Source organism: Streptomyces sp. NBC_00090, from assembly GCF_045160815.1.
GTDB lineage: Bacteria > Actinomycetota > Actinomycetes > Streptomycetales > Streptomycetaceae > Streptomyces.
Window position 1 is genome coordinate 5616975 of sequence record NZ_CP108224.1, and the last position, 17804, is coordinate 5634778.

Consider the following 17804-nt stretch of genomic DNA (forward strand, 5'->3'; position numbering starts at 1 on the left):
GCTCAGCTGTTGCCGGCGCCGTTGCCGGACAGCACGGGGATGTCGCTGAGGATGTGCGACAGCGGCTCGTCACCCTTGGCCTGGGTGGAGTTCTCGGTGCACTGCTGGTTCTGCGGGGAGGACAGGACGTTGACGTCCTGGACCGCGATCGGGATGAGGCCGATCAGCGAACCGGCGTTGACCTTGGCCGGGAGGCCGACGCACGGCTTGTTCAGGGAACCCTGGACGAGCGCGAACTGCGGGCTCATGTTGCCGTAGGTGGCGGAGTTGCCGAACTCCTGGTGGGCACCGTTGCCGCTCAGCGAGGTGGTGCCACCGTCGTCGGCGATCGCGAGCGCCTGTCCGGCACCCGCCGCCGTCGCGCCGAGGACCGACGCGGCCACAGCAGCCGTAGCCAAGAGCTTCTTCATTGTTCAGGCCTTTCGGATTCTGGCTCGCGCTGAGTGCCGAGCCGTGCTGATCAACTGGTCAGAAGTCCGGAGGTTCCGGTAAGTCCACCGGACGGACTACGGGCAGATGAGCGAGGACCCCTTCGCGGGCCGGTACGTGGCCGCCGAGATCGCGCTGGGGGCGACGTCCCCGGCGGCCGGCAGCGGCCGGTCCTCGCGCAGCCGCCCGAAGACCTCCGCCGCCCCCTCCTCGTTCCAGGCGATCGTGGAACCGACGCCCGCGACGGTCGGGTTGAAGTCCCGTACGGGCACGGTCGCGAACTCCGTACGGTCCGGGGGCAGGTCCCGGAGCCGGGCGGCGAGCGTCAGCAGCTCCGCCGTCGAGATCCCGCGCTCCGCCGCCGCCGTCCCGCGCAGCGTCGCGGCGAAGGCCTTCAACTGCTCCGGGTCGTAGAGGATCCCGTCGCGGAGCCCTTCCAGGGTGTTGACGACGAACTGCTGCTGTTTGCGGATCCGGCCGAAGTCCATCTGCCCGTCCGCCTTCCGCGAGCGGACGTACTGGAGCGCCTCGCCGCCCCCGACGCGCTTGGTCCCGGGCTGGAGGTCGATGCCGGTGGCGGGGTCGTTGAGCGGCTCCGCCGTACAGACGGGCACCCCGCCGTCGACCTTGTCCACGGTGTCCATGAAGCGCCGGAAGTCGATCTCCAGGTACCGGTGGACGTCGAGCCCGGTCATCGACTCGACGATCTCCACCGCGAACGGGGAACCACCCTCCGCCCAGGCGCCGTTGATCTTCGCCGGGTGGGCGGCGTGCACCTTGCCGGTCCGCCGGTCGTGGTGGTCGGCGGGGAAGGCGGTGAGCGAGTCGCGCGGCAGGCCCACGACGTCGACCCGGTCGTTCTCCGCCGAGACGTGCACGAGCATCATCACGTCCGTGCAGTCGCACTCCTTCCCGCCGAGCCGGTAGCGCTCCTTCTCCGCCTCGGTGACGCCCCGCCGGGTGTCGAGGCCGACCACCAGGATGTTCAGCCCCTGCTCGGGGGAGGGGAGTTCGGTCGGGGCGGCGGCGAGAGCGCCGGGAACGAGGGCGGCGAGAGCGGTGAGTGCCGCGGGGGCGAGCAGCAGACGCCGGGGCCGCTTCGGGCGCGGGAAATTCATGCCCGCACGCTAATTCGACCCTGCTCGTACACAGGTACGCGACGCGACATGGACAGAGCCAATCACTCTTCTGCGGAGCCTGTGTAATGATGCGTGAATCGCAGCGGAAGGAGCGAAGATGGCGCCGGATCCCGGGAAATGGGAACGGATGGCCTTCATTCCGAAGAGCCGATATGTGAGTGACCCTCCCCCAGCCGACCGCACACCATTCCCGGTCTATTCCGCACTGGTGACGCAGTGGGTGCAGGCGGGGCGCACGGTGCCGGGAATGCCGGACCGGGAGTGGGAGCGGCTCATGTCCACCCCCGTCTGGCCGCACAGGTAGGACCCAAACGAAAGGGGCCGCCCCGGAGGGCGGCCCCTGACGTACGGAACGTCAGTTGTTGCCGACGCCGTTGCCCGAGAGGACCGGGATGTCGTCCAGGATGTGCGACAGAGCCTCGTCACCCTTGGCCTGGGTGGAGTTCTCGGTGCACTGCTGGTTCTGCGGGGAGGACAGGACGTTGATGTCCTGGACGGCGATCGGGATCGCGCCGATGAGCGAGCCGGCGTTGACCTTGGCCGGGAGGCCGATGCACGGCTTGTTCAGGGAGCCCTGGACGAGCGCGAACTGCGGGCTCATGTTGCCGTAGGTGGCGGAGTTTCCGTACTCCTGGTGAGCGTGGTTGCCGCTCAGCGAGGTGGTGCCACCGTCGTTGGCGATCGCGAGCGCCGGGGTCGCCACCGCGGCGGACGCGCCGACGATGGAGACGGCTGCGGCCGCAGTGGCCATAACCTTCTTGATCACGGGAGTTCCCTTCTAGAACCGGCTCCGTGCAGGGAGCGCCCTGATCAACTGGTTCCGGACGTTTGGGTTCCGCCGTGTCACCCCCTTGGCGGAGCGCACTCGACAGCGCGAAACGAGGTCCCAGTCGAACGAGTGAAGGGCCGGAACCAAAGCCCCCGGGCGCAGTTGATCCCGTCGCATCAATCAGGTCGATTGGTGGGAACAGGAACGGAATCACCGTGATCAAGAAGATTATGGCGGCTGCGGCTGTTACGGCCTCTGTTGTCGGCGCTTCCGCTGCGGCGGCCTCCCCGGCCCTCGCCATCGCCAACGACGGCGGCACCACCTCGCTGAGCGGCAACGGCGCCCACCAGTCGTTCGGCAACTCCAAGACCGCCGGTGACTTGAGCCCGCAGTTCTCGGCGGTCCAGGGCTCGCTGAACAAGGTCTGCCTCGGCGCCCCGGTCAAGGGCAACGTGGGCTCCGTCGTCGGCGTCCTCGTCCCGGTCGCCGTCCAGGACATCAACGTCCTGTCCTCCCCGCAGAACCAGCAGTGCACCGAGAACTCCACCCAGGCCAAGGGTGACGAGCCGCTGTCGCACATCCTGGAGGACATTCCGGTCCTCTCCGGGAACGGCGCCTACAACGGCTGATCCGCACCGCGCACGACAGGGCCGGAGGGAACGTCCACGTTCCCTCCGGCCCTGTTTCGTGCGGGCAATGGAGTGAAAGAGGAGAGGCCGTCGTTGTTTCGGTTTCCTTTGTGAGGCGTGTTCGTTGTGTGGTGTGCAGCGGAAACGTATTCCGCCGAGGAAAGGATCCAGACGCAATGAACTGTAAGAAGGCCGCGGCCGTCATCGCCGGAATCGTCATGGCCATGGGTGCGGCGTCGCCCGCCTTCGCGGACGCGGACGCGTACGGCGCGGCCATCGGTTCGCCGGGCGTTCTCTCCGGCAACGTGGTCCAGGTCCCGATCCACGCGCCGATCAACGTCTGCGGCAACAGCGTGAACGTCATCGGTGTGCTGAACCCGGCCGTCGGCAACTTCTGCGGCAACTTCTGAGTCCACAGCGGCACTCAGGCACAGGGGCCGGCCCCGGAGAGCACCCGCTCCCCGGGGCCGGCCCTCCCCTAGGTACCGACGGTGGCCTTCTCGCCCGTACGGGGCCGGCCGACCGTGCCGCCCCGGGCGCCCGACCGCAGCCGCTGCCGTACACCCCGCGCCAGCCGGCCCGCCGTGTACTCGGCGCCGAGGACGAACCGCATCGACGGTCCGTACGAAGGGGCCGTGAGCAGCCCGGCCAGGAAGAGGCCCGGCCACGAGGACTCGAAGAGGCCGCCGACCTGCGGAGCGCCGATCGCGCCGACCGTCCGCAGCGCACCGAGCAGCGCCGGGTCGAGCATCCCGGCCCGCTCCAGGCTCGGGGTGAAGCCCGTCGCGGCCACGACATGGTCGGTCTCCAGGACCGTCGTCCCCCCGGGGCCGGCGACGTCGAGCCGGAGCCGCTCGTCCCCGGTGACCTTCGCCGAGGTGATCCGCTGCCCGAGCCGTACGTCCCCGACGGCCGCGAACCGTTCCCGCAGCCACCACGCGCCCGCCGGACCCAGCGCCGAATCGAAGATCCGCTCGCGGGTGGCGGGCGGCAGCCGCCGGAAGATCCCCGGGGTGTCCGCGTAGAGCTTGTTGTGCCAGCCGCAGCCGAGGCCCGTGTGCGGGGCGCGCAGCGAGCGCCAGAGGCCGCGATCGAGGGCCGGGGGCAGGGTGTTCCAGTTCAGCCGGTCCGCGCGCGCGACGATCCGCACGGTGCCGGCTCCCCCTTCGGTGAGGAGCGCGGCCGTCTCCAGGGCGGCCTGACCGGCGCCGACGACGGTCACGTCCTGCCCGGCGAAGCGGTCGAGTTCGCCGTGGTGGCTGGAGTGGGTGACGTACCGCCGGGGCAGCCCCCGCAGCGGCCCCGGGATCTCCATGAAGGGCAGCACGCCGACGGCGAGGGCCACGGTCCGCGTACGGATCGACTCGCCGTCCTCCGTCCGCAGTTCGAAGCCCTCCGCCGCGGGGGCGACCGAGGCGATCAGACGTCCGTCGAGGGCGGGCACGGCCTGGCGGGCGAACCAGTCGCCGTACGAGGCGAAGAAGCCGACCGGCAGGGGCACGCCGTGCTCGGCCCGGACGCCCCGCGTCACGGCGTAGGCGTCGAGCCCGTACGCCCCCTCCGGGTCGGAGAGATGGGACGCCCACGGCTCCGACTTCAGGAACATGCCCGAGGGCATGGCGTGCCAGGACTCCATCGAGCGGCCGAAGGTCCGCAGGTCCAGCCCGCGGGCCGCCGCGTGCGCGGCCACGGACAGACCGTAGGGTCCGGCTCCGACGACCACCAGGTCGTACATCGACTTCGACATCGTGCCTTCCGTCCTCATCGTTCTCATCGTTGGGTGAGCTGGTCGGAGGGGGTGCGGGCCGACGGCGCCGGCAGGGTGGCCGGATGCGGCGCCCGGCCGGTCCCGAGCCGCCGGGCGAGCGCGCCGACGGCCCTGCGCAGGAGGTGCGTGAGCCAGGCGCGGCCCATCGCGAGCGCGGGTGCCGGGTCGTCGGCAGCGAACCACGCGCACTCGGTCCGCCGCGCGGTGCCGGGCTCGGCCGCGTACCGGCGGCGCGGGGAGGTGAGGAGCGAGAGCGCCGCGTAGTTCTCGACGACGAAGCGGCGGCCGTACGCGGGGAAGTGCGGCGGCACGGGCCGGCCGGTGAGGTCCAGGTGCATCGCCCGGACGACGTCCAGGCCGTCGGGGTCGGCGAAGAGCCGGAACTGCGCGCCGGGCCGGGGGTTGAAGTCGAGCAGGTGGTACGCGCCGGTGGACCGGTCGAGCCGGAAGTCCAGGTCGCAGACGCCCCGGTAGCCGAGCGCGTCGAGCAGCTCGCGGGCCGTCCGGTCCACGGCCGGGTTCACCGTCCAGCGGCCGACGGCCGTGAGCCCGGCCCCGTCGGGCCAGGACCGCTCCTTGCGGCCGGTGGCCCCCGCCGTGCAGTGGCCGGCGGAGTCCACGTACCCGTGGAAGAACCAGTCCAGGTCCCGGCCCGCCGGCAGGAGTTCCTGGAGCAGCAGCCGGCTGCCGGCCTCCGGGGTGCGCGCGTACAGCTCCCGCACCTCGGCGAGCGACCGCACGATCGACGTACTGCGCAGACCGCGGCCGGCCTGCAGCAGCCAGGGCCTGCTCCACTTGGCGACCACCGGGAGACCGACCGCCCAGGCCATGGCGGCGGCCTCGTCGGCGCAGGTGGGGAGTTCGGTACGGGGATGGGGCAGGCCGAGGGCCGCGCAGGTCCTGGCGAGCGCGGCCTTGTCCGCGACCCGCAGCAACTGCTCCTCGGTCTGCTCGGGCAGCAGGAAGCGGGGGGAGAGCTCGGCGCGCCGACGCGCCAGGGCGAGAGCGCTGATGTCGTCCAGGGGGAGGACCAGGACGGGATGTGACGGAGCGTCGGCCGTGGTGCCGCCGGGCTCGCCGGGATGGGTGCGATCGCCGGGATCGCCGAGATCGCTGAGCCCGCCGAGCCCGCCGATCTCGTCGGCGATGGTGGTCAGCAGGGCCACGAGCTCGACGGAGGAGGACGTGGCCGGGCGGGCGCGGACCGAGCGGAGATATCGGGAGCGGGCGACCGGACTGGTGCTCGATTCGATGACGGCATGGACCGGAATTCCGGCCCTTCCCAGCGAGCGCGCGGCGCCGAGAGTGCCGTGATGGAAGGGGTTCCGGTCGAGCCGCACAAGGACGGTGGGAACGCGGGTGTCGAAACTCTGACGGCGCGGCACGGCATGCCCCTTCATCTCGGGTGCCCCAACTGGGCGATGAAATCCTCTAATGGACTATTGATCAGAGGGGAGCCGAGTTCACGGTCGGCTCATTAGGAATACTTTCGGAGTATCGGATTGACGGATCATCAAAACGCGAGCGACGCGAACGACGTGAAGGAGCGGCCATGGCAGCTGCACATCGGAGAACATCGAAAGTGTGGCTGGGGGTGTTCACCGCCGGTCTCCTCGCCTCGGGCTCAGTCGTGCTGTCGTCTCCCGCCCACGCCACCGACTCCGTAACGACGAAAGACCCCGGACCGACTCTCTCCAGCGCCATGGGCGCCTTCCTCGACTCGGGCGCGCTCGGGGTCGCCCGCATCGGGGAGCTTCAGCGGTGGCTCGGCGGGCGCGAACTCCGCGTCGGCCACACCTACCTCCCGGGCGACCTCTGGAAGAACATCGAGGGCCCGCCCGGCTTCCTCGACGCCTGGGCGGACTGGCGCAACGAGCAGGCCGACCGGCTGTTCGTCCTCAACGTCCCCATGCTGGAGCGGAACGAGGCCGGCGTCTCCGACTACGAGGTCCGCCGCCAGCTCCAGCTGGGCGCGGCCGGGTACTACGACCACCACTTCAGGACCCTCGCCCAACGGCTCGTCGAGCTCCGGGCGACCGACACCGTCATCGTCCTCGGCTGGGAGATGAACGGCACGACGTACACCCACCGGTGCGCGCCGGACCCCACGGCCTGGAAGAAGTACTGGAACCGCATCGTCACGGCGATGCGTTCCGTGCCCGGCCAGGAGTTCCGCTTCGACTTCAATCCCAGCCGCGGCCGGGACGCCGTCCCGTGGACCGAGTGCTACCCGGGCGACGACGTCGTCGACATCATCGGCATGGACTCGTACGACCAGCCGCCGGGAGCGAGTTTCGACCAGCACGTGAGCGAGCCGTACGGGCTCCAGAAGCAGGTCGATTTCGCCGCCGAGCACGGAAAGCAGATCTCCTATCCCGAATGGGGGCTCTTCCGGAACGGCGACAACCCGGTCTACATGCGGCGCATGCTGGAATGGATGAAGCTGCACAAGCCGCTCTACCACACGATCACGGACTACTGTCCGCACGGCGTTTGGCAGTGCGACGACAATCCGCGCTCTTCGCTGGTGTTCCGTCAGATGCTGTACGGGACGGAACCGGAACTCCCGGAAGTCCCGGAACTCCCGGAAGTCCCGACGGATCCGGTGGACCCGGTTGATCCCGTGGATCCGGTCGATCCGGTGGACCCGGTTGATCCCGTCGATCCGGTCGATCCCGTCGATCCGGTCGATCCCGTGGATCCGGTCGATCCGGTCGATCCGGTTGATCCCACAGATCCGGTGGACCCTGTGGACCCGGTCGATCCGACGGACCCGACGGACCCGACGGACCCGACGGACCCGACGGTCCCGGTTCCGAAGCCCGAGCCCAAGCCCGAGCCGAAGCCTGAGCCGAAGCCCGAGCCGAAGCCGGAACCGAAGCCGGAACCGAAGCCCGAGCCGAAGCCGGAACCGAAGCCGGAACCGAAGCCGGAACCGAAGCCGGAACCGAAGCCCGAGCCGAAGCCTGAGCCCAAGCCCGAGCCGAAGCCGGAACCGAAGCCGGAACCGAAGCCTGAGCCCAAGCCGGAACCCAAGCCTGAGCCCAAGCCGGAACCCAAGCCCGAGCCGAAGCCCGAGCCCAAGCCCGACTGTTGGACCGTGAACCTCGGTTCGTGGGTCGAGAGTTGGATCGGCGGGCCCGTCTGTGTCCCGAAGGACTCCTGGAAGGACGAGGTCGACCTCGACTGGAAGGACGCGCTGAAGGGCGTCTGGCCCTTCTGACCGGACGGTGCCGGATCCTCGCGGCGGCGGCTGAGATCAGCCGCCGCCGTTCGGCGTCCGTCCGGGGAGCCGGGCGAGCGCCCGCCCCACCCAGGCCCGCTCCCGGGCCTGCCGGGCCGCCCAGCGGCGCCCGTCGGCGGCGCCCGCGCGCAGCCAGAGGAGCGGGGCCGTACCCCGCCCGGCGAGCATCAGCCGCTGGTTGCGGACGGCCTCGGGCCGCCAGTGGTGCTTGTACGCCTCGGTGCCGCGCAGCATGCTGAGCGTGGCCCGCCCACCGGTGCTGGTCTCGCGGGCCCCGTGGCGCAGCAGCATCGTCGCCACGTCGACCTTGCGGGCCCGCAGGGTCGGGTCGGCGCCGTACAGGTAGCCGCCGGCGAGCCGCGGGGACATCAGGGTCAGGTCGGCGGCCACCACGTCCCCGGCGAGCCGGAACTCGGTGACCATCGCGTCCCCGCGCTCCACCATGGGCCGGACGGCCCGCGCGAGGTGCTGGGCGAACCGCCGGCTCGTGTGCTCGGCGGTCACCCCCCGCCCCTGCCACTGGAGCTGATGGAGTCTCAGGAGCCGTTCGAGGGCGGCCGGGACCTCGTCGCCGGTGACGATGTGCGAGTCGATGCCGAGGGCGTCCAGCTTGCGCAGCTTGGCGCGGACCCGCTGGGCCTTCCCGGACGGGATCCGTTCGAGCAGCCCTTCCATGGGTACGGCGGGCAGCTCCAGGCAGAGCGAGTCGGGCAGCCGTCGGCGCGGCCCCCGCCAGCGGGCGAAGACCCGCTCGCTGGCCGCCCCGGGCCGCACCTCCCGCAGGTCGACCACCGCACCCCGGGCCGCCCTGGCGAGGGCCCCGGCCAGGGCTTCGGCCGCCTCGGGGCAGTCGTCGTCGAGGAGCACGTCCGTGAAGTCGGTGATCCTGCCGCCGAGCTGGGTGAGGACGGGCAGCGGGCCGCCGGCCCGCATCAGGGGTGCGGCGGCGACGAGTTCGCCGCCGTCCCGTCGTACGAGCACCACCCGCAGCGCACCCGGCCGGCCGTACGAGAGCCACCAGGAGTGCAGCCAGGAGTGGGACTGGAAGGGGGTCGCGGAGGAGCAGCGCCCGTACAGCGCCGTCCACTCGGCCGCCAGCCGCCCGAACCGCTCCTCGTCACGGCAGATCTCGGTCCGCAGGGCTCTCGGGGTCACACCGCCTCCGGTTCCGGCTGGTGCGAGGCGACCGCGGGGGCGGGCACCGCGGCGGGCGTGGAGGCGGGCACCGCGGTGCCTCCGGTGCCGGGGGCGCCGGGAGCGGCGGCGGTCTGCCGGGAGTGGCGGGCCTCGCCGCGCGCGGCGGAGCGCTTCGGGCGGACGAGCAGGACCAGGCCGCCGAGGAGCCCGCCCGCGCAGCCGCCGACGAGGGCGGAGAGCGGCGCGGAGGGGGAGACCGGGGCGACCGGCTTGGTGGCGCGGGAGAACTGGACGACCTTCACGCCCGTGCTGCCGGCGACGTGCGTGCTGTTGAGGACGAGCGCGCGGGCCACCCCGTCGGCCATGGACACGGCCTTCGCGGGCTGCTGGGCCCGGGCGGTGATCGAGATCATCGGCGCGTCCGGGGAGGTCGCCGCCTGGACGCTTCTGCGCAGGGTGTCGGCGGTGACCCCCGCCCACACCTGGGCGTCGCCGGTCACCGCGATGTCGGTGGCGACCCGCCCGTAGGCCTGGGCGAAGCCGAGCGCCGCCGCCGGGTCGGACTTCTCGGCCGGTACGACGATGACGTAGCTGGTCGCCGCGTACTGCGGGGTCTTGAGTGCTCCGTATCCGCCGCCGAGCACCGCTCCGGCGAGGACGGCGGCGGGGAGCACCGCCCAGCGGCCGGGGCGGCGCAGGCCGGCGGACGGGAAGGCGCGGGGTGGGGTGGTCTTCATGGTGCGGCTCTCTCACTTCGCGGGGGAGGGGGTGGCGTGGACGGCCTGGTCGTAGAGGGACATCAACTGCCCTGCGCTGCGCGTGATGTCGTAGCGGCGGGCGGCCGCCGGCTGTGGGAGCCGGGTGAGCCGGGCGTCCCGGATGCCGCGCAGCGCGGAGATCAGCTCGGACACGGACTCGCCGATCCGGCGGGCGCCGGGGGCCGCGTCCGGTGGCAGGTCGTCGATCGCGGGGCAGGTCACGTACAGCACGGGCAGGCCCGCGGCCAGCGCCTCGACGACCGCGAGCCCGAAGGTCTCGTCGGGGGAGGTGGACACGAAGACGTCCATGGCGGAGAGCAGTTCGGGCAGCGAGGGCCCCAGCGACGTGACGGACGGCGGGTCCTCGCAGGCCCCGACGAGCAGCACCCGGTCGGCGGCCCCGCACTCCCGGGCCACCCGCAGCAGTGCCTCGCGGTGCTCGCCCTCGCCGACGAGCAGCAGCCGGGCGTCCGGCACCGAGGCCACGGCCCGGACGAGCCGGTCGAATCGTTTCCCGGGGGTCAGCCGGCCCACCCCGCCGACGACGTGGGCGTCCTCGGGGATGCCGAGGACGCCCCTGGTGAGGCGGCGGGCACGGGCGTCGAAGGCGAAGCGGCCGGTCTCGATGCCGTTGGGCACGACCCGGATACGGGCCGGGGGCACGCCCCAGTCGGCGAGGCGGCGGGCCACGCTGGGCGAGACGGCGACCGTGGAGGTGCCGAGCCGCTCGGACGCCAGGTACAGGGCGCGGGTCCCCGCGGAGAGCGGACGGCCCTCGATCTGGACCTCGCCGAGCGAGTGCTCGGTGGCGATGACCCGGCGGACCCCGGCGAGTCGGGCCGCCAGCCTGCCGTACACGCACGCCCGGTAGAGGTGGGTGTGTACGAGGTCGTAGCGGCCCTGGCGGACGATCCGCGCGAGGCGGGGCAGCGCGCCGAGGTCGCGGTTGCCGGCCATGCCCAGATGGGTGACGGGGGTGCCGTCGGCCTCGATGCCCGCGGCGACCGCGCCGGGGTTGGTGAGGGTGACCACCCCGTGCTGGACGGGGAGGTGGCGCAGCAGGAGCCGCAGTTGCTGCTCGGCGCCGCCGATGCCGAGCCCGGTGATGACGTGCAGGACCTTCACGGCGCACCCACCACGGCGGGTCCGGCCTGCGCCCGGGAGGGGAACACGTCGACGGGATGGCGGCGGCGCAGCGGGTGCAGCACGCGCTTGGCGGTGAGCCGCCAGGGGGTGTCGTTCTCGCCGATGTGGACGCGGGGCAGGGCGTACGCGCCGGTGTGCGGGCCCGGATCGATCGCGCAGGCGTGGCGGTAGCCGGCCTTCCGTACGGCGTGGATCACGCGCGGGTCGACCTTCCCGTACGGGTAGCAGAAGCCGTCCACGGTCTCGCCGGTCATCTCCTCCAGGAGCTCGCGGCTGCGCCGGGTCTCGTCCGCGAGCGCCGAGTCGTCGGCCTCGGTGAGGGGGACGTGGGTGAGGCCGTGGGAGCCGATCTCCATGCCGGCCTCCGCGATCCGCAGGATGCCGTCCTCGTCGAGGAGCCGTTTGCGCGGGCCGTTGCCGTCCCAGGCGTTCTCCCCGCCCAGCCGGCCGGGCAGGACGTAGACGGTGGCCGTGAATCCGTGGCGGCGCAGCAGCGGCAGCGCCGAGTCGAGGAAGTCGGCGTAGCCGTCGTCGAAGGTGAGGCCGACGAGCCCCTTGGCGCGTCCGGCGGCGGTGGCGGCGAGCAGCTCCCGCACCGAGACACCGCGCAGTCCCCGGTCGCCGAGCCAGTGCAGCTGCCGGGCGAAGCGCACGGGGGAGACGGTCACGTGGTACGGGTCGTCACCGGGGTCCGTGATCGAGTGGTACATCGCCACCCACAGGGGCGGTTTCACCCACAGGGGCGGCTTCGGCAGCAGTCGGCGCAGCGCGGTGGGGGCGGGCATGGTCGGTCCTCCGTGAGGCGGAGCGGGGCAGGGGCGGAATCTCCGGCGCGTTGGCGGCGCAGGCGATGAAGAGCAGGAAGACGCCGATGACGACGAGGCTCGCGACGGCGACGGCGAGGGCGGCGGAGTGGACGGCGACCGAGCAGAGCCAGCCGGCGCCGGTGGCCCACGCGCCGGCGGTGGCGAGCCGGAGGAGCCCCTCGCCGAGCCGGTCGACCTGGACGGGCACGGCCTGGCGGTGCGCGCCGCGCAGCAGCAGGACGGCGGTGCACGTGATGCCGAGCGCGTTGGCGGCGGCGATGCCGACGGCGCCCCAGTAGTGGGCGCCGGGGATGCCGGCGACGGTGGTCGTGGCGAGTCCGGCGGCCATGGCGGCGGCCGGGTACCAGAGCGGGCGGGCGGCGGAGAAGTAGCAGCGGACCAGGGCGCCGACCATGGTCTGGCCCAGCAGGCCGAGGGCGTAGACCCGCATGACGGCGGCGGTGGCGACCGTGTCCGTACGTGCGAACTCGCCACGCTCGAAGAGGAGTTCGACGATCTTGGGGGCGGCGGCGATCACCGTGGAGGCGCCGACCAGGACGACGACGGCGGCGAGCAGCAGATCCCGCTCGACACGGCGGCGGGCCGCCTCGGTGTCGCCCGCCGCGAGGGCGCGGGCGACCACCGGGAAGCTGACCGTGCACAGCATCAGGGAGAGGATCATCGGCATCTGCGCGACCTTCTGCGCGTAGTTCAGATGCGAGATGGCCCCGGCGGGCAGCGGCGAGGCGAGGAACCGCTCGATGAGCGTCTGGGACTGGCGGCAGAGCGAGAAGGCGACGACGGGCGCGATCAGGCCGAGGACCAGGATGCGCCCCTCCTGCCCGACCCTGCCGCCGAGACCGCCCCGCCCGACCGCCCCGTCTCCGGGTGCGAGCGAGGTCGGCTCCTCCCTCGGCACCGGGCGGACGCGCAGCTCGCGGAGGAGCGAGGGGGCCTGGACGAGGACCATGAGGACCCCGCCGACCGCGACCCCGGCGGCGGCGGACCGCACCCCCCACGGCTCGCGCAGCACCAGGATGGTGCCGATGATGCCGACGTTGTACGCCACGTAGATCGCGGCCGGGGGCAGGAAGCAGCCGTGCGCGCGCAGCGCGGCCGAGCAGTAGCCCACCAGCGCGAAGGACAGCACACAGGTCGCGGTCAGCCGGGTGCAGTCGACGGCGAGCTGCGGGTCGGGCAGACCCGGGGCGAGGGCGGAGACGATCAGCGGCGCGGCGATGACGAGTACGGCGGCGGCGACGCCGACGCCGAGGGTGAGCCTGGGGAGCGTGCCGCGTACGAGGGCACGCACCGGATCCCCGAACAGGCTGCCGGAGCGGCGGGCGAGGGCCCGGGAGAAGGCGGGTACGAGGATCAGCGCGAGCGCGTCCTCGATGAGCAGCGTCGAGGCGAACTCCGGCACGGTCCACGCCACCAGGAACGCGTCCGTCTCGGCCCCGGCCCCGAAGTACCCGGCCAGGATCTGGTCCCGTACGAGCCCGAGCAGGGCCCCGACGGCGGTGAGCGCGGCGGTCACGGCGGCGGCCTTCGCGAGGAACCCCCGTCCCTCGGACGCGCCGGTGCGCGCCGTCCGGCCCCGGGCGTGCGCCCGGCGGCCACTGCGCGGCGCCTGCCCGGTGGCGCGGTGGCCGGTGGCGCGGTGGCTGGTGGCGCGGTGGCCGGTGGCGGGCGGCGGGCCCGGCGTCCGGCGCGCTCCGCCGGGCGTTCGGGGCCCGCCTTTGACTGCTCTTCCGACCGCTCCTCCGGGTGTGGCGCCGCACCCGAGCGCCACCGCCACCGGTGCCCGTACCGCCGGCTCCGGCACCGAGCCGGGGAGCACTCCGGTTCCCGCTCCCGCCCCCGCTCTCGCCCCGGCTCCCACCTCCGAATCGGCCCCCGGCAGCACGGCGGCCTCCGGGGCCCACGGGGAGTCCGTGGGCCCCGGAGGCGCGGTCGGCCAGGGGTCGGTCAGCGGGGCGCCGCAGGGCGGCCGGGGCGCGGAGCGCGGGGCGCCGGCCCACGGGGTGTCCGTGGGCTCCGGTTCCCCGGCCCAGGGGTCACGCACGCCGCACCCCAGCCAGCGACCACCAGGCCGCCAGACCGAACACGACCGACATCAGCACCGTCGAGGGGCCGCCGATGTCCGCGTAGAAGAAGTCGATGAGCTGCCAGGCCAGCAGGCCCGTCGCGACGAGCGCGCAGTCCGCGCCGATGCGCCGCCGCCGCAGCGCGCCGACGAGCAGCGCCACCCAGCTGCCCGCCAGGGCGAGCAGCCCCAGGAGGCCCTGCTCGCTGAGGACCAGGAGGTACATGTTGTGCGGGGAGAGCAGCGGCTGCCGCTGGAAGGCGGCGCCCGCGCCGGCCGTGTCGCTGCCGGAGGACAGGGCCAGCGAGGCGTTCGAGTCGCGGTAGGCGGGGAAGCCCTTGAGGCCGACGCCCGTGACCGGCTCCGTGCTCCACATCCGGCCGGCCGCCGCCCACATCGTGTACCGGTCCGTCACCGACTGGTCCGGCGCGGCCGCCACCTGCGTGATGCTCGCGACCCGCTCCTTCACCATCGCCGAACCGATCCCCAGGCCCCCGACGAGGACCACCGCCAGCGCCCCCGCCGCGAGCGCCACCCGGGCCGCCCGGCGCGGCCCCGAGAGCAGCAGCTGGATGCCGCAGGCGAGCACGGTCGCGATCCACGCGCCCCGGCTGAAGGACAGCACCAGCGGCAGGAAGAGCAGCCCCGCGCAGACCAGCGCCGCCGTCCGGGCCCGGCCCGGCCCGCTGCCGAGCGCGATCCCGGTGACGACGACGAGCCCGTACGACACGACCGTCGCCATGCCCATCACGTCGGTGGGACCGAAGGTGCCGACGGCCCGGATGTCCTCACCCATGTACGAGGCGCCCGTACCGGTCAGGTACTGGAGCACGCCCACCGCGCCCTGGAGTAGCGCGAGCCCGACGAGACCCCAGGCGACCACGGCGAAGTCCCGCCGGTCGCGGATCATCAGGAGCACGGCCGCCGGGACGAGGACGAAGATCTGCAGGTAGCGGGCGACGCCGGGCAGGCTCGCCGCCGGGTCGTTCGAGGTGATCGCCGCCAGACAGATCCCGAGCACGGGCAGGCCGAGGACGACGGCCGCCGCCCGGGTCAGCGGCCGGACCCCGCCGCGCAGCACCCGCACGAGACAGATCAGGACGAGGAGCCCGGAGGCCGCGTCCGCGATCGTGCCCGTACCGCCGGTGCCGCCCTGCGCGCCGCCACCGCCCGGGACGAGCAGCAGCGCGATCACGGCGAGGACCGGGGACAGCGCCCCGGCCCTGCGGACCCAGTCCCGTACGTCCTCGCGGGAACGGTCCCGTACCTCCGGGTCGACCGCCGGCACATGCGTCACGGCCGTGGCCATCCTCAGCTCCCTGTGGGTCGGACGAGCCCGGCCGCCGTACGCAGCAGGATGCAGACGTCCTGCCAGAGCGACCAGTGGTCGATGTAGTGGTTGTCGAAGCGGCAGCGGTCCTCGATCGAGGTGTCACCGCGCAGTCCGTGCACCTGCGCCAGTCCGGTGAGCCCCACCGGCATCCGGTGGCGCGCCGCGTAACCGGCGTGGATCTTGCTGAACTGGGCGACGAAGTAAGGGCGTTCGGGCCGGGGCCCGACCAGGCTCATGTCGCCGCGCAGGACGTTCCACAGCTGCGGCAGCTCGTCGAGCGAGCTCTTGCGCAGGAAGCTGCCGGCCGCGCTCATCCGCCGGTCGCCCGCCACGTTCCAGCGGGTCGCCGACTCGGTGTCGTCGGACGGCCGCAGCGTACGGAACTTGAGCAGCGTGAAGTGGCGGCCGTGCTGGCCCACCCGCTCCTGCCGGAAGAGGACCCCCGGACCGTCCGAGAGCCGTACGGCGAGCGCGCAGAGCAGCAGCACCGGCAGCGCGAGGGCGAGCGCGGGCGCGGCGAGCACGATGTCGAGCGCCCGCTTGGCGGTCAGCCCGCGCCGCTCGCCCGGCGGGACGATCCGGTGCCGGGCGTACCCCCACAGGTGGTCGCCCATCGGCCCGGTCTGCCGCTCGCCGCCGACCCGCCAGGTGGTGCAGCCGTAGTGCTGGAAGAGCGTCACCAGGCCCGGGTCGTCGTCGAGGAACACCGCGTCGCACACGCTGTTCTGGATGACCGCCCGGTGGATCTCCTCGGTCGTGGTGAGCACCGGAAGCCCGGCCTCCCCGGCCGTCCGGGGAGCGCCGCCCTGCTCCGGCACGCCGACGATCCCGACCGGCCGCACCCCGTACTCGGGATGCTGGGCCGCCGCGGCGGCGAACCGGCGCGCGGCCCCCGCCCCGCCGACGACCAGCGCCGAGCGCGGACGCTCCCGGGCCACCCGCCGGCGGCGGGCCAGCAGCACCGCGCGGACCAGGCACACCACGGCGACGTGCGTGGCGTAGGCGGCGCAGAGCCGCAGCGGCCCGATCGTCAGGGCGGGGGAGTACGCGGCGACACCGGCCGCCGCCAGACACCAGGCGACCCCGGCGCGGGAGGCCAGCGCGGGCAGCTCGTCGAGCGCCCGGGTGTGCGCGGCCGGCCGGTGGAGACCCCCGTGCCCGTCGAGGACGAGGACGAGCGCCGCGATCGGCAGCAGCAGCCGGGCGTCGTGGTGCGCCGTGCTCAGCAGCGCGGCGGCGGCCAGGACGGCGAGGCAGTCGACCGCCACGAGCGGCCCGACGCCGGACCGCCGTCGGGCGGGGCGGCGCGGCGGCGCGAGCCGGCCGGTCGTGCCGCGGCGCGGCGCGAGGGAGGCGAGGCCGAAGGCCTGGCCCGCCGTGGGCCAGGGGCCCGGCGAGGAGGGAACGCTGGTGCTTTCCGTGGTCACTGCGCAATCGGCTCTCTGTGCTCGGCCCCCCGCACGCCGGCCAGCTCGCGGTAGACGTCCGCGACGGCCGCGCCGGTGCGCCGGACATCGAAACTGCTGAGTACGTGTTCGTGGGCCTCGCGGCCCAGACGGTGCCGCAGCTCCGGCCGGCCGAGGAGGCGGCCGAGAGCGGCGGCGAGCGCGGCCGGGTCCTCGGGCGGGACCAGGCACAGGGGTTCGTGGGCGGGCGGCAGGCTCTCGCGCGCCCCGTCCACATCGCTGACGACGACCGGCCGGCCGCTCGCCATGGCCTCCAGGGGCGCGAGCGCCATGCCCTCCCAGCGGGACGGCAGGACGACCACGTCCGCCGCCCGGTACCAGGGGACGGTGTCCTCGACGGCGCCGGTGAAGCGCACCGAGGGGCCGGCCGCCGCCCGCAGGCGGTCGCCGTCCGGGCCGTCGCCGACCAGGACGAGGCGGGCCGTGGGCACCTCCGCGAGGACGGCGGGCCAAGCGGCGAGCAGCACGTCCTGCCCCTTCTGACGGCAGAGCCGGCCCACGCAGACGACGGTGGGTACGGGGTTGCCGGGCGGGCCCCCGGTCGCGAACCGGGCCACGTCCACACCGTTGTGGACGACGGACCAGTCGGCCACGACCCCGGCCGCCTCGCCGGTACGGCGCTCGGCCTCGCTCACACAGAGGATCCGGTCCGCCCACCGGGCGCCGAACCGCTCCCAGCGGCGGGCGAGCGAGGCGGTCGTCCCGGACACCGCCTCGAAGGACCAGGCGTGCGGCTGGTACACCGTCGGAACCCGTCCCCGCAGGGCGAGTCGGGCGCACAGTCCGGCCTTGGCGCTGTGCGCGTGCACGAGATCCGGCCGGACGGAACGGATCACTCCGGCCAACTCCCGTGTCTCGCGGACCAGTTGCGGACCGGGGTCCCGGCCGGCTCGCCAGTCGTGGGTCTCCGCGCCCTCGGCGCGGACGGCGGCGGAGAGGGAGGTGTCGGGTGGGCAGGCCACGACGACCCGCAGGCCGGCGGCGCGTTGCGTGCGGACCAGGTCGACGACGACACGGGCGACCCCGCCGTCACCCGGCTGGACGGCGTGCAGGACGGTGACGGACGCGGGGTCCGCTGCTCTTGGAGGCCGCAC

16 protein-coding genes are annotated in these 17804 nt (G+C 73.5%); 3 read left to right on the top strand and 13 right to left on the bottom strand.

Annotated elements, in window-relative coordinates; translation table 11 throughout:
- Positions 1 to 2 precede the first annotated feature (2 nt).
- From OG361_RS25310 to OG361_RS25320, 3 genes are all read right to left on the bottom strand, one after another.
- On the bottom strand, positions 3 to 410 hold the full coding sequence (locus OG361_RS25310) for a rodlin (RefSeq protein ID WP_024757810.1): 408 nt from the start codon (positions 408 to 410) through the stop codon (positions 3 to 5).
- Between the two features lie 96 nt (positions 411 to 506).
- Positions 507 to 1547 (bottom strand): LCP family protein, encoded by a 1041-nt coding sequence (locus OG361_RS25315; protein ID WP_405857049.1) that lies wholly within the window; start codon positions 1545 to 1547, stop codon positions 507 to 509.
- 376 nt (positions 1548 to 1923) lie between these two features.
- On the bottom strand, positions 1924 to 2334 hold the full coding sequence (locus tag OG361_RS25320; RefSeq protein WP_384563052.1) for a rodlin: 411 nt from the start codon (positions 2332 to 2334) through the stop codon (positions 1924 to 1926).
- Positions 2335 to 2552: 218 nt separating this feature from the next.
- On the opposite strand from OG361_RS25320, the gene OG361_RS25325 reads away from it, so the two are divergent.
- Together OG361_RS25325 and OG361_RS25330 are read left to right on the top strand one after the other, a co-directional pair.
- Positions 2553 to 2966: a rodlin gene (locus tag OG361_RS25325; protein ID WP_405857052.1), complete on the top strand. Its 414-nt coding sequence runs from the start codon at positions 2553 to 2555 to the stop codon at positions 2964 to 2966.
- Positions 2967 to 3142: 176 nt separating this feature from the next.
- Positions 3143 to 3376 carry a chaplin gene (locus tag OG361_RS25330; protein WP_405857054.1) on the top strand — a complete coding sequence of 78 codons (234 nt, stop codon included), beginning with the start codon at positions 3143 to 3145 and terminating at the stop codon, positions 3374 to 3376.
- Between the two features lie 68 nt (positions 3377 to 3444).
- Here the strand turns inward: OG361_RS25330 and OG361_RS25335 are convergent, their stop codons facing one another.
- Both OG361_RS25335 and OG361_RS25340 read right to left on the bottom strand, forming a co-directional pair.
- Entirely contained in the window at positions 3445 to 4701 is a 1257-nt protein-coding gene (locus OG361_RS25335; RefSeq protein WP_405862423.1) for an FAD-dependent oxidoreductase, read from the bottom strand.
- A 35-nt stretch (positions 4702 to 4736) separates the two neighbouring features.
- A complete protein-coding gene (locus OG361_RS25340) occupies positions 4737 to 6119 on the bottom strand; it encodes an ATP-grasp domain-containing protein (protein WP_405857055.1) in 1383 nt (460 codons plus the stop codon).
- Between the two features lie 167 nt (positions 6120 to 6286).
- Here OG361_RS25340 and OG361_RS25345 point away from each other — a divergent pair, with 167 nt between their 5' ends.
- Positions 6287 to 7957, top strand: coding sequence for a glycoside hydrolase family 26 protein (locus OG361_RS25345; RefSeq protein ID WP_405857057.1), 1671 nt, complete (start codon positions 6287 to 6289; stop codon positions 7955 to 7957).
- A gap of 36 nt (positions 7958 to 7993) precedes the next feature.
- On the opposite strand, the gene OG361_RS25350 is transcribed toward OG361_RS25345, so the two are convergent.
- The 8 genes from OG361_RS25350 to OG361_RS25385 are packed head-to-tail and all read right to left on the bottom strand — an operon-like array spanning position 7994 to position 17804.
- Positions 7994 to 9133 (bottom strand): GNAT family N-acetyltransferase, encoded by a 1140-nt coding sequence (locus tag OG361_RS25350; RefSeq protein ID WP_405857059.1) that lies wholly within the window; start codon positions 9131 to 9133, stop codon positions 7994 to 7996.
- A complete protein-coding gene (locus OG361_RS25355; RefSeq protein ID WP_405857061.1) occupies positions 9130 to 9852 on the bottom strand; it encodes a lipopolysaccharide biosynthesis protein in 723 nt (240 codons plus the stop codon). The genes OG361_RS25350 and OG361_RS25355 overlap by 4 nt, the downstream gene beginning before the upstream one ends.
- A gap of 12 nt (positions 9853 to 9864) precedes the next feature.
- The gene (locus tag OG361_RS25360) at positions 9865 to 10998 is read right to left on the bottom strand and encodes a glycosyltransferase (RefSeq protein WP_405857063.1); all 1134 of its coding nucleotides are present in this window, start codon (positions 10996 to 10998) and stop codon (positions 9865 to 9867) included.
- Positions 10995 to 11804: a polysaccharide deacetylase family protein gene (locus tag OG361_RS25365; protein WP_384563029.1), complete on the bottom strand. Its 810-nt coding sequence runs from the start codon at positions 11802 to 11804 to the stop codon at positions 10995 to 10997. The genes OG361_RS25360 and OG361_RS25365 overlap by 4 nt, the downstream gene beginning before the upstream one ends.
- Positions 11701 to 13890, bottom strand: a complete 2190-nt coding sequence (locus tag OG361_RS25370) for a lipid II flippase MurJ (RefSeq protein ID WP_405857065.1) — start codon at positions 13888 to 13890, stop codon at positions 11701 to 11703. The genes OG361_RS25365 and OG361_RS25370 overlap by 104 nt, the downstream gene beginning before the upstream one ends.
- Positions 13883 to 15220, bottom strand: a complete 1338-nt coding sequence (locus OG361_RS25375; RefSeq protein ID WP_405857067.1) for an O-antigen ligase family protein — start codon at positions 15218 to 15220, stop codon at positions 13883 to 13885. Before OG361_RS25375 ends, OG361_RS25370 begins: the two co-directional genes overlap by 8 nt.
- Positions 15221 to 15222: 2 nt before the next feature.
- Positions 15223 to 16671 (bottom strand): sugar transferase, encoded by a 1449-nt coding sequence (locus tag OG361_RS25380; RefSeq protein ID WP_405857069.1) that lies wholly within the window; start codon positions 16669 to 16671, stop codon positions 15223 to 15225.
- On the bottom strand, positions 16668 to 17804 hold the full coding sequence (locus OG361_RS25385) for a glycosyltransferase (RefSeq protein WP_405857071.1): 1137 nt from the start codon (positions 17802 to 17804) through the stop codon (positions 16668 to 16670). Before OG361_RS25385 ends, OG361_RS25380 begins: the two co-directional genes overlap by 4 nt.

Bases quoted from the DNA above. Each gene is read 5' to 3' on its own strand.
- OG361_RS25310 (WP_024757810.1), bottom strand. From the start codon at position 410: ATGAAGAAGCTCTTGGCTACGGCTGCTGTGGCCGCGTCGGTCCTCGGC.
- OG361_RS25315 (WP_405857049.1), bottom strand. From the start codon at position 1,547: ATGAATTTCCCGCGCCCGAAGCGGCCCCGGCGTCTGCTGCTCGCCCCC.
- OG361_RS25330 (WP_405857054.1), top strand. From the start codon at position 3,143: ATGAACTGTAAGAAGGCCGCGGCCGTCATCGCCGGAATCGTCATGGCC.
- OG361_RS25335 (WP_405862423.1), bottom strand. From the start codon at position 4,701: ATGTACGACCTGGTGGTCGTCGGAGCCGGACCCTACGGTCTGTCCGTG.
- OG361_RS25345 (WP_405857057.1), top strand. From the start codon at position 6,287: ATGGCAGCTGCACATCGGAGAACATCGAAAGTGTGGCTGGGGGTGTTC.
- OG361_RS25355 (WP_405857061.1), bottom strand. From the start codon at position 9,852: ATGAAGACCACCCCACCCCGCGCCTTCCCGTCCGCCGGCCTGCGCCGC.
- OG361_RS25365 (WP_384563029.1), bottom strand. From the start codon at position 11,804: ATGCCCGCCCCCACCGCGCTGCGCCGACTGCTGCCGAAGCCGCCCCTG.
- OG361_RS25375 (WP_405857067.1), bottom strand. From the start codon at position 15,220: ATGGCCACGGCCGTGACGCATGTGCCGGCGGTCGACCCGGAGGTACGG.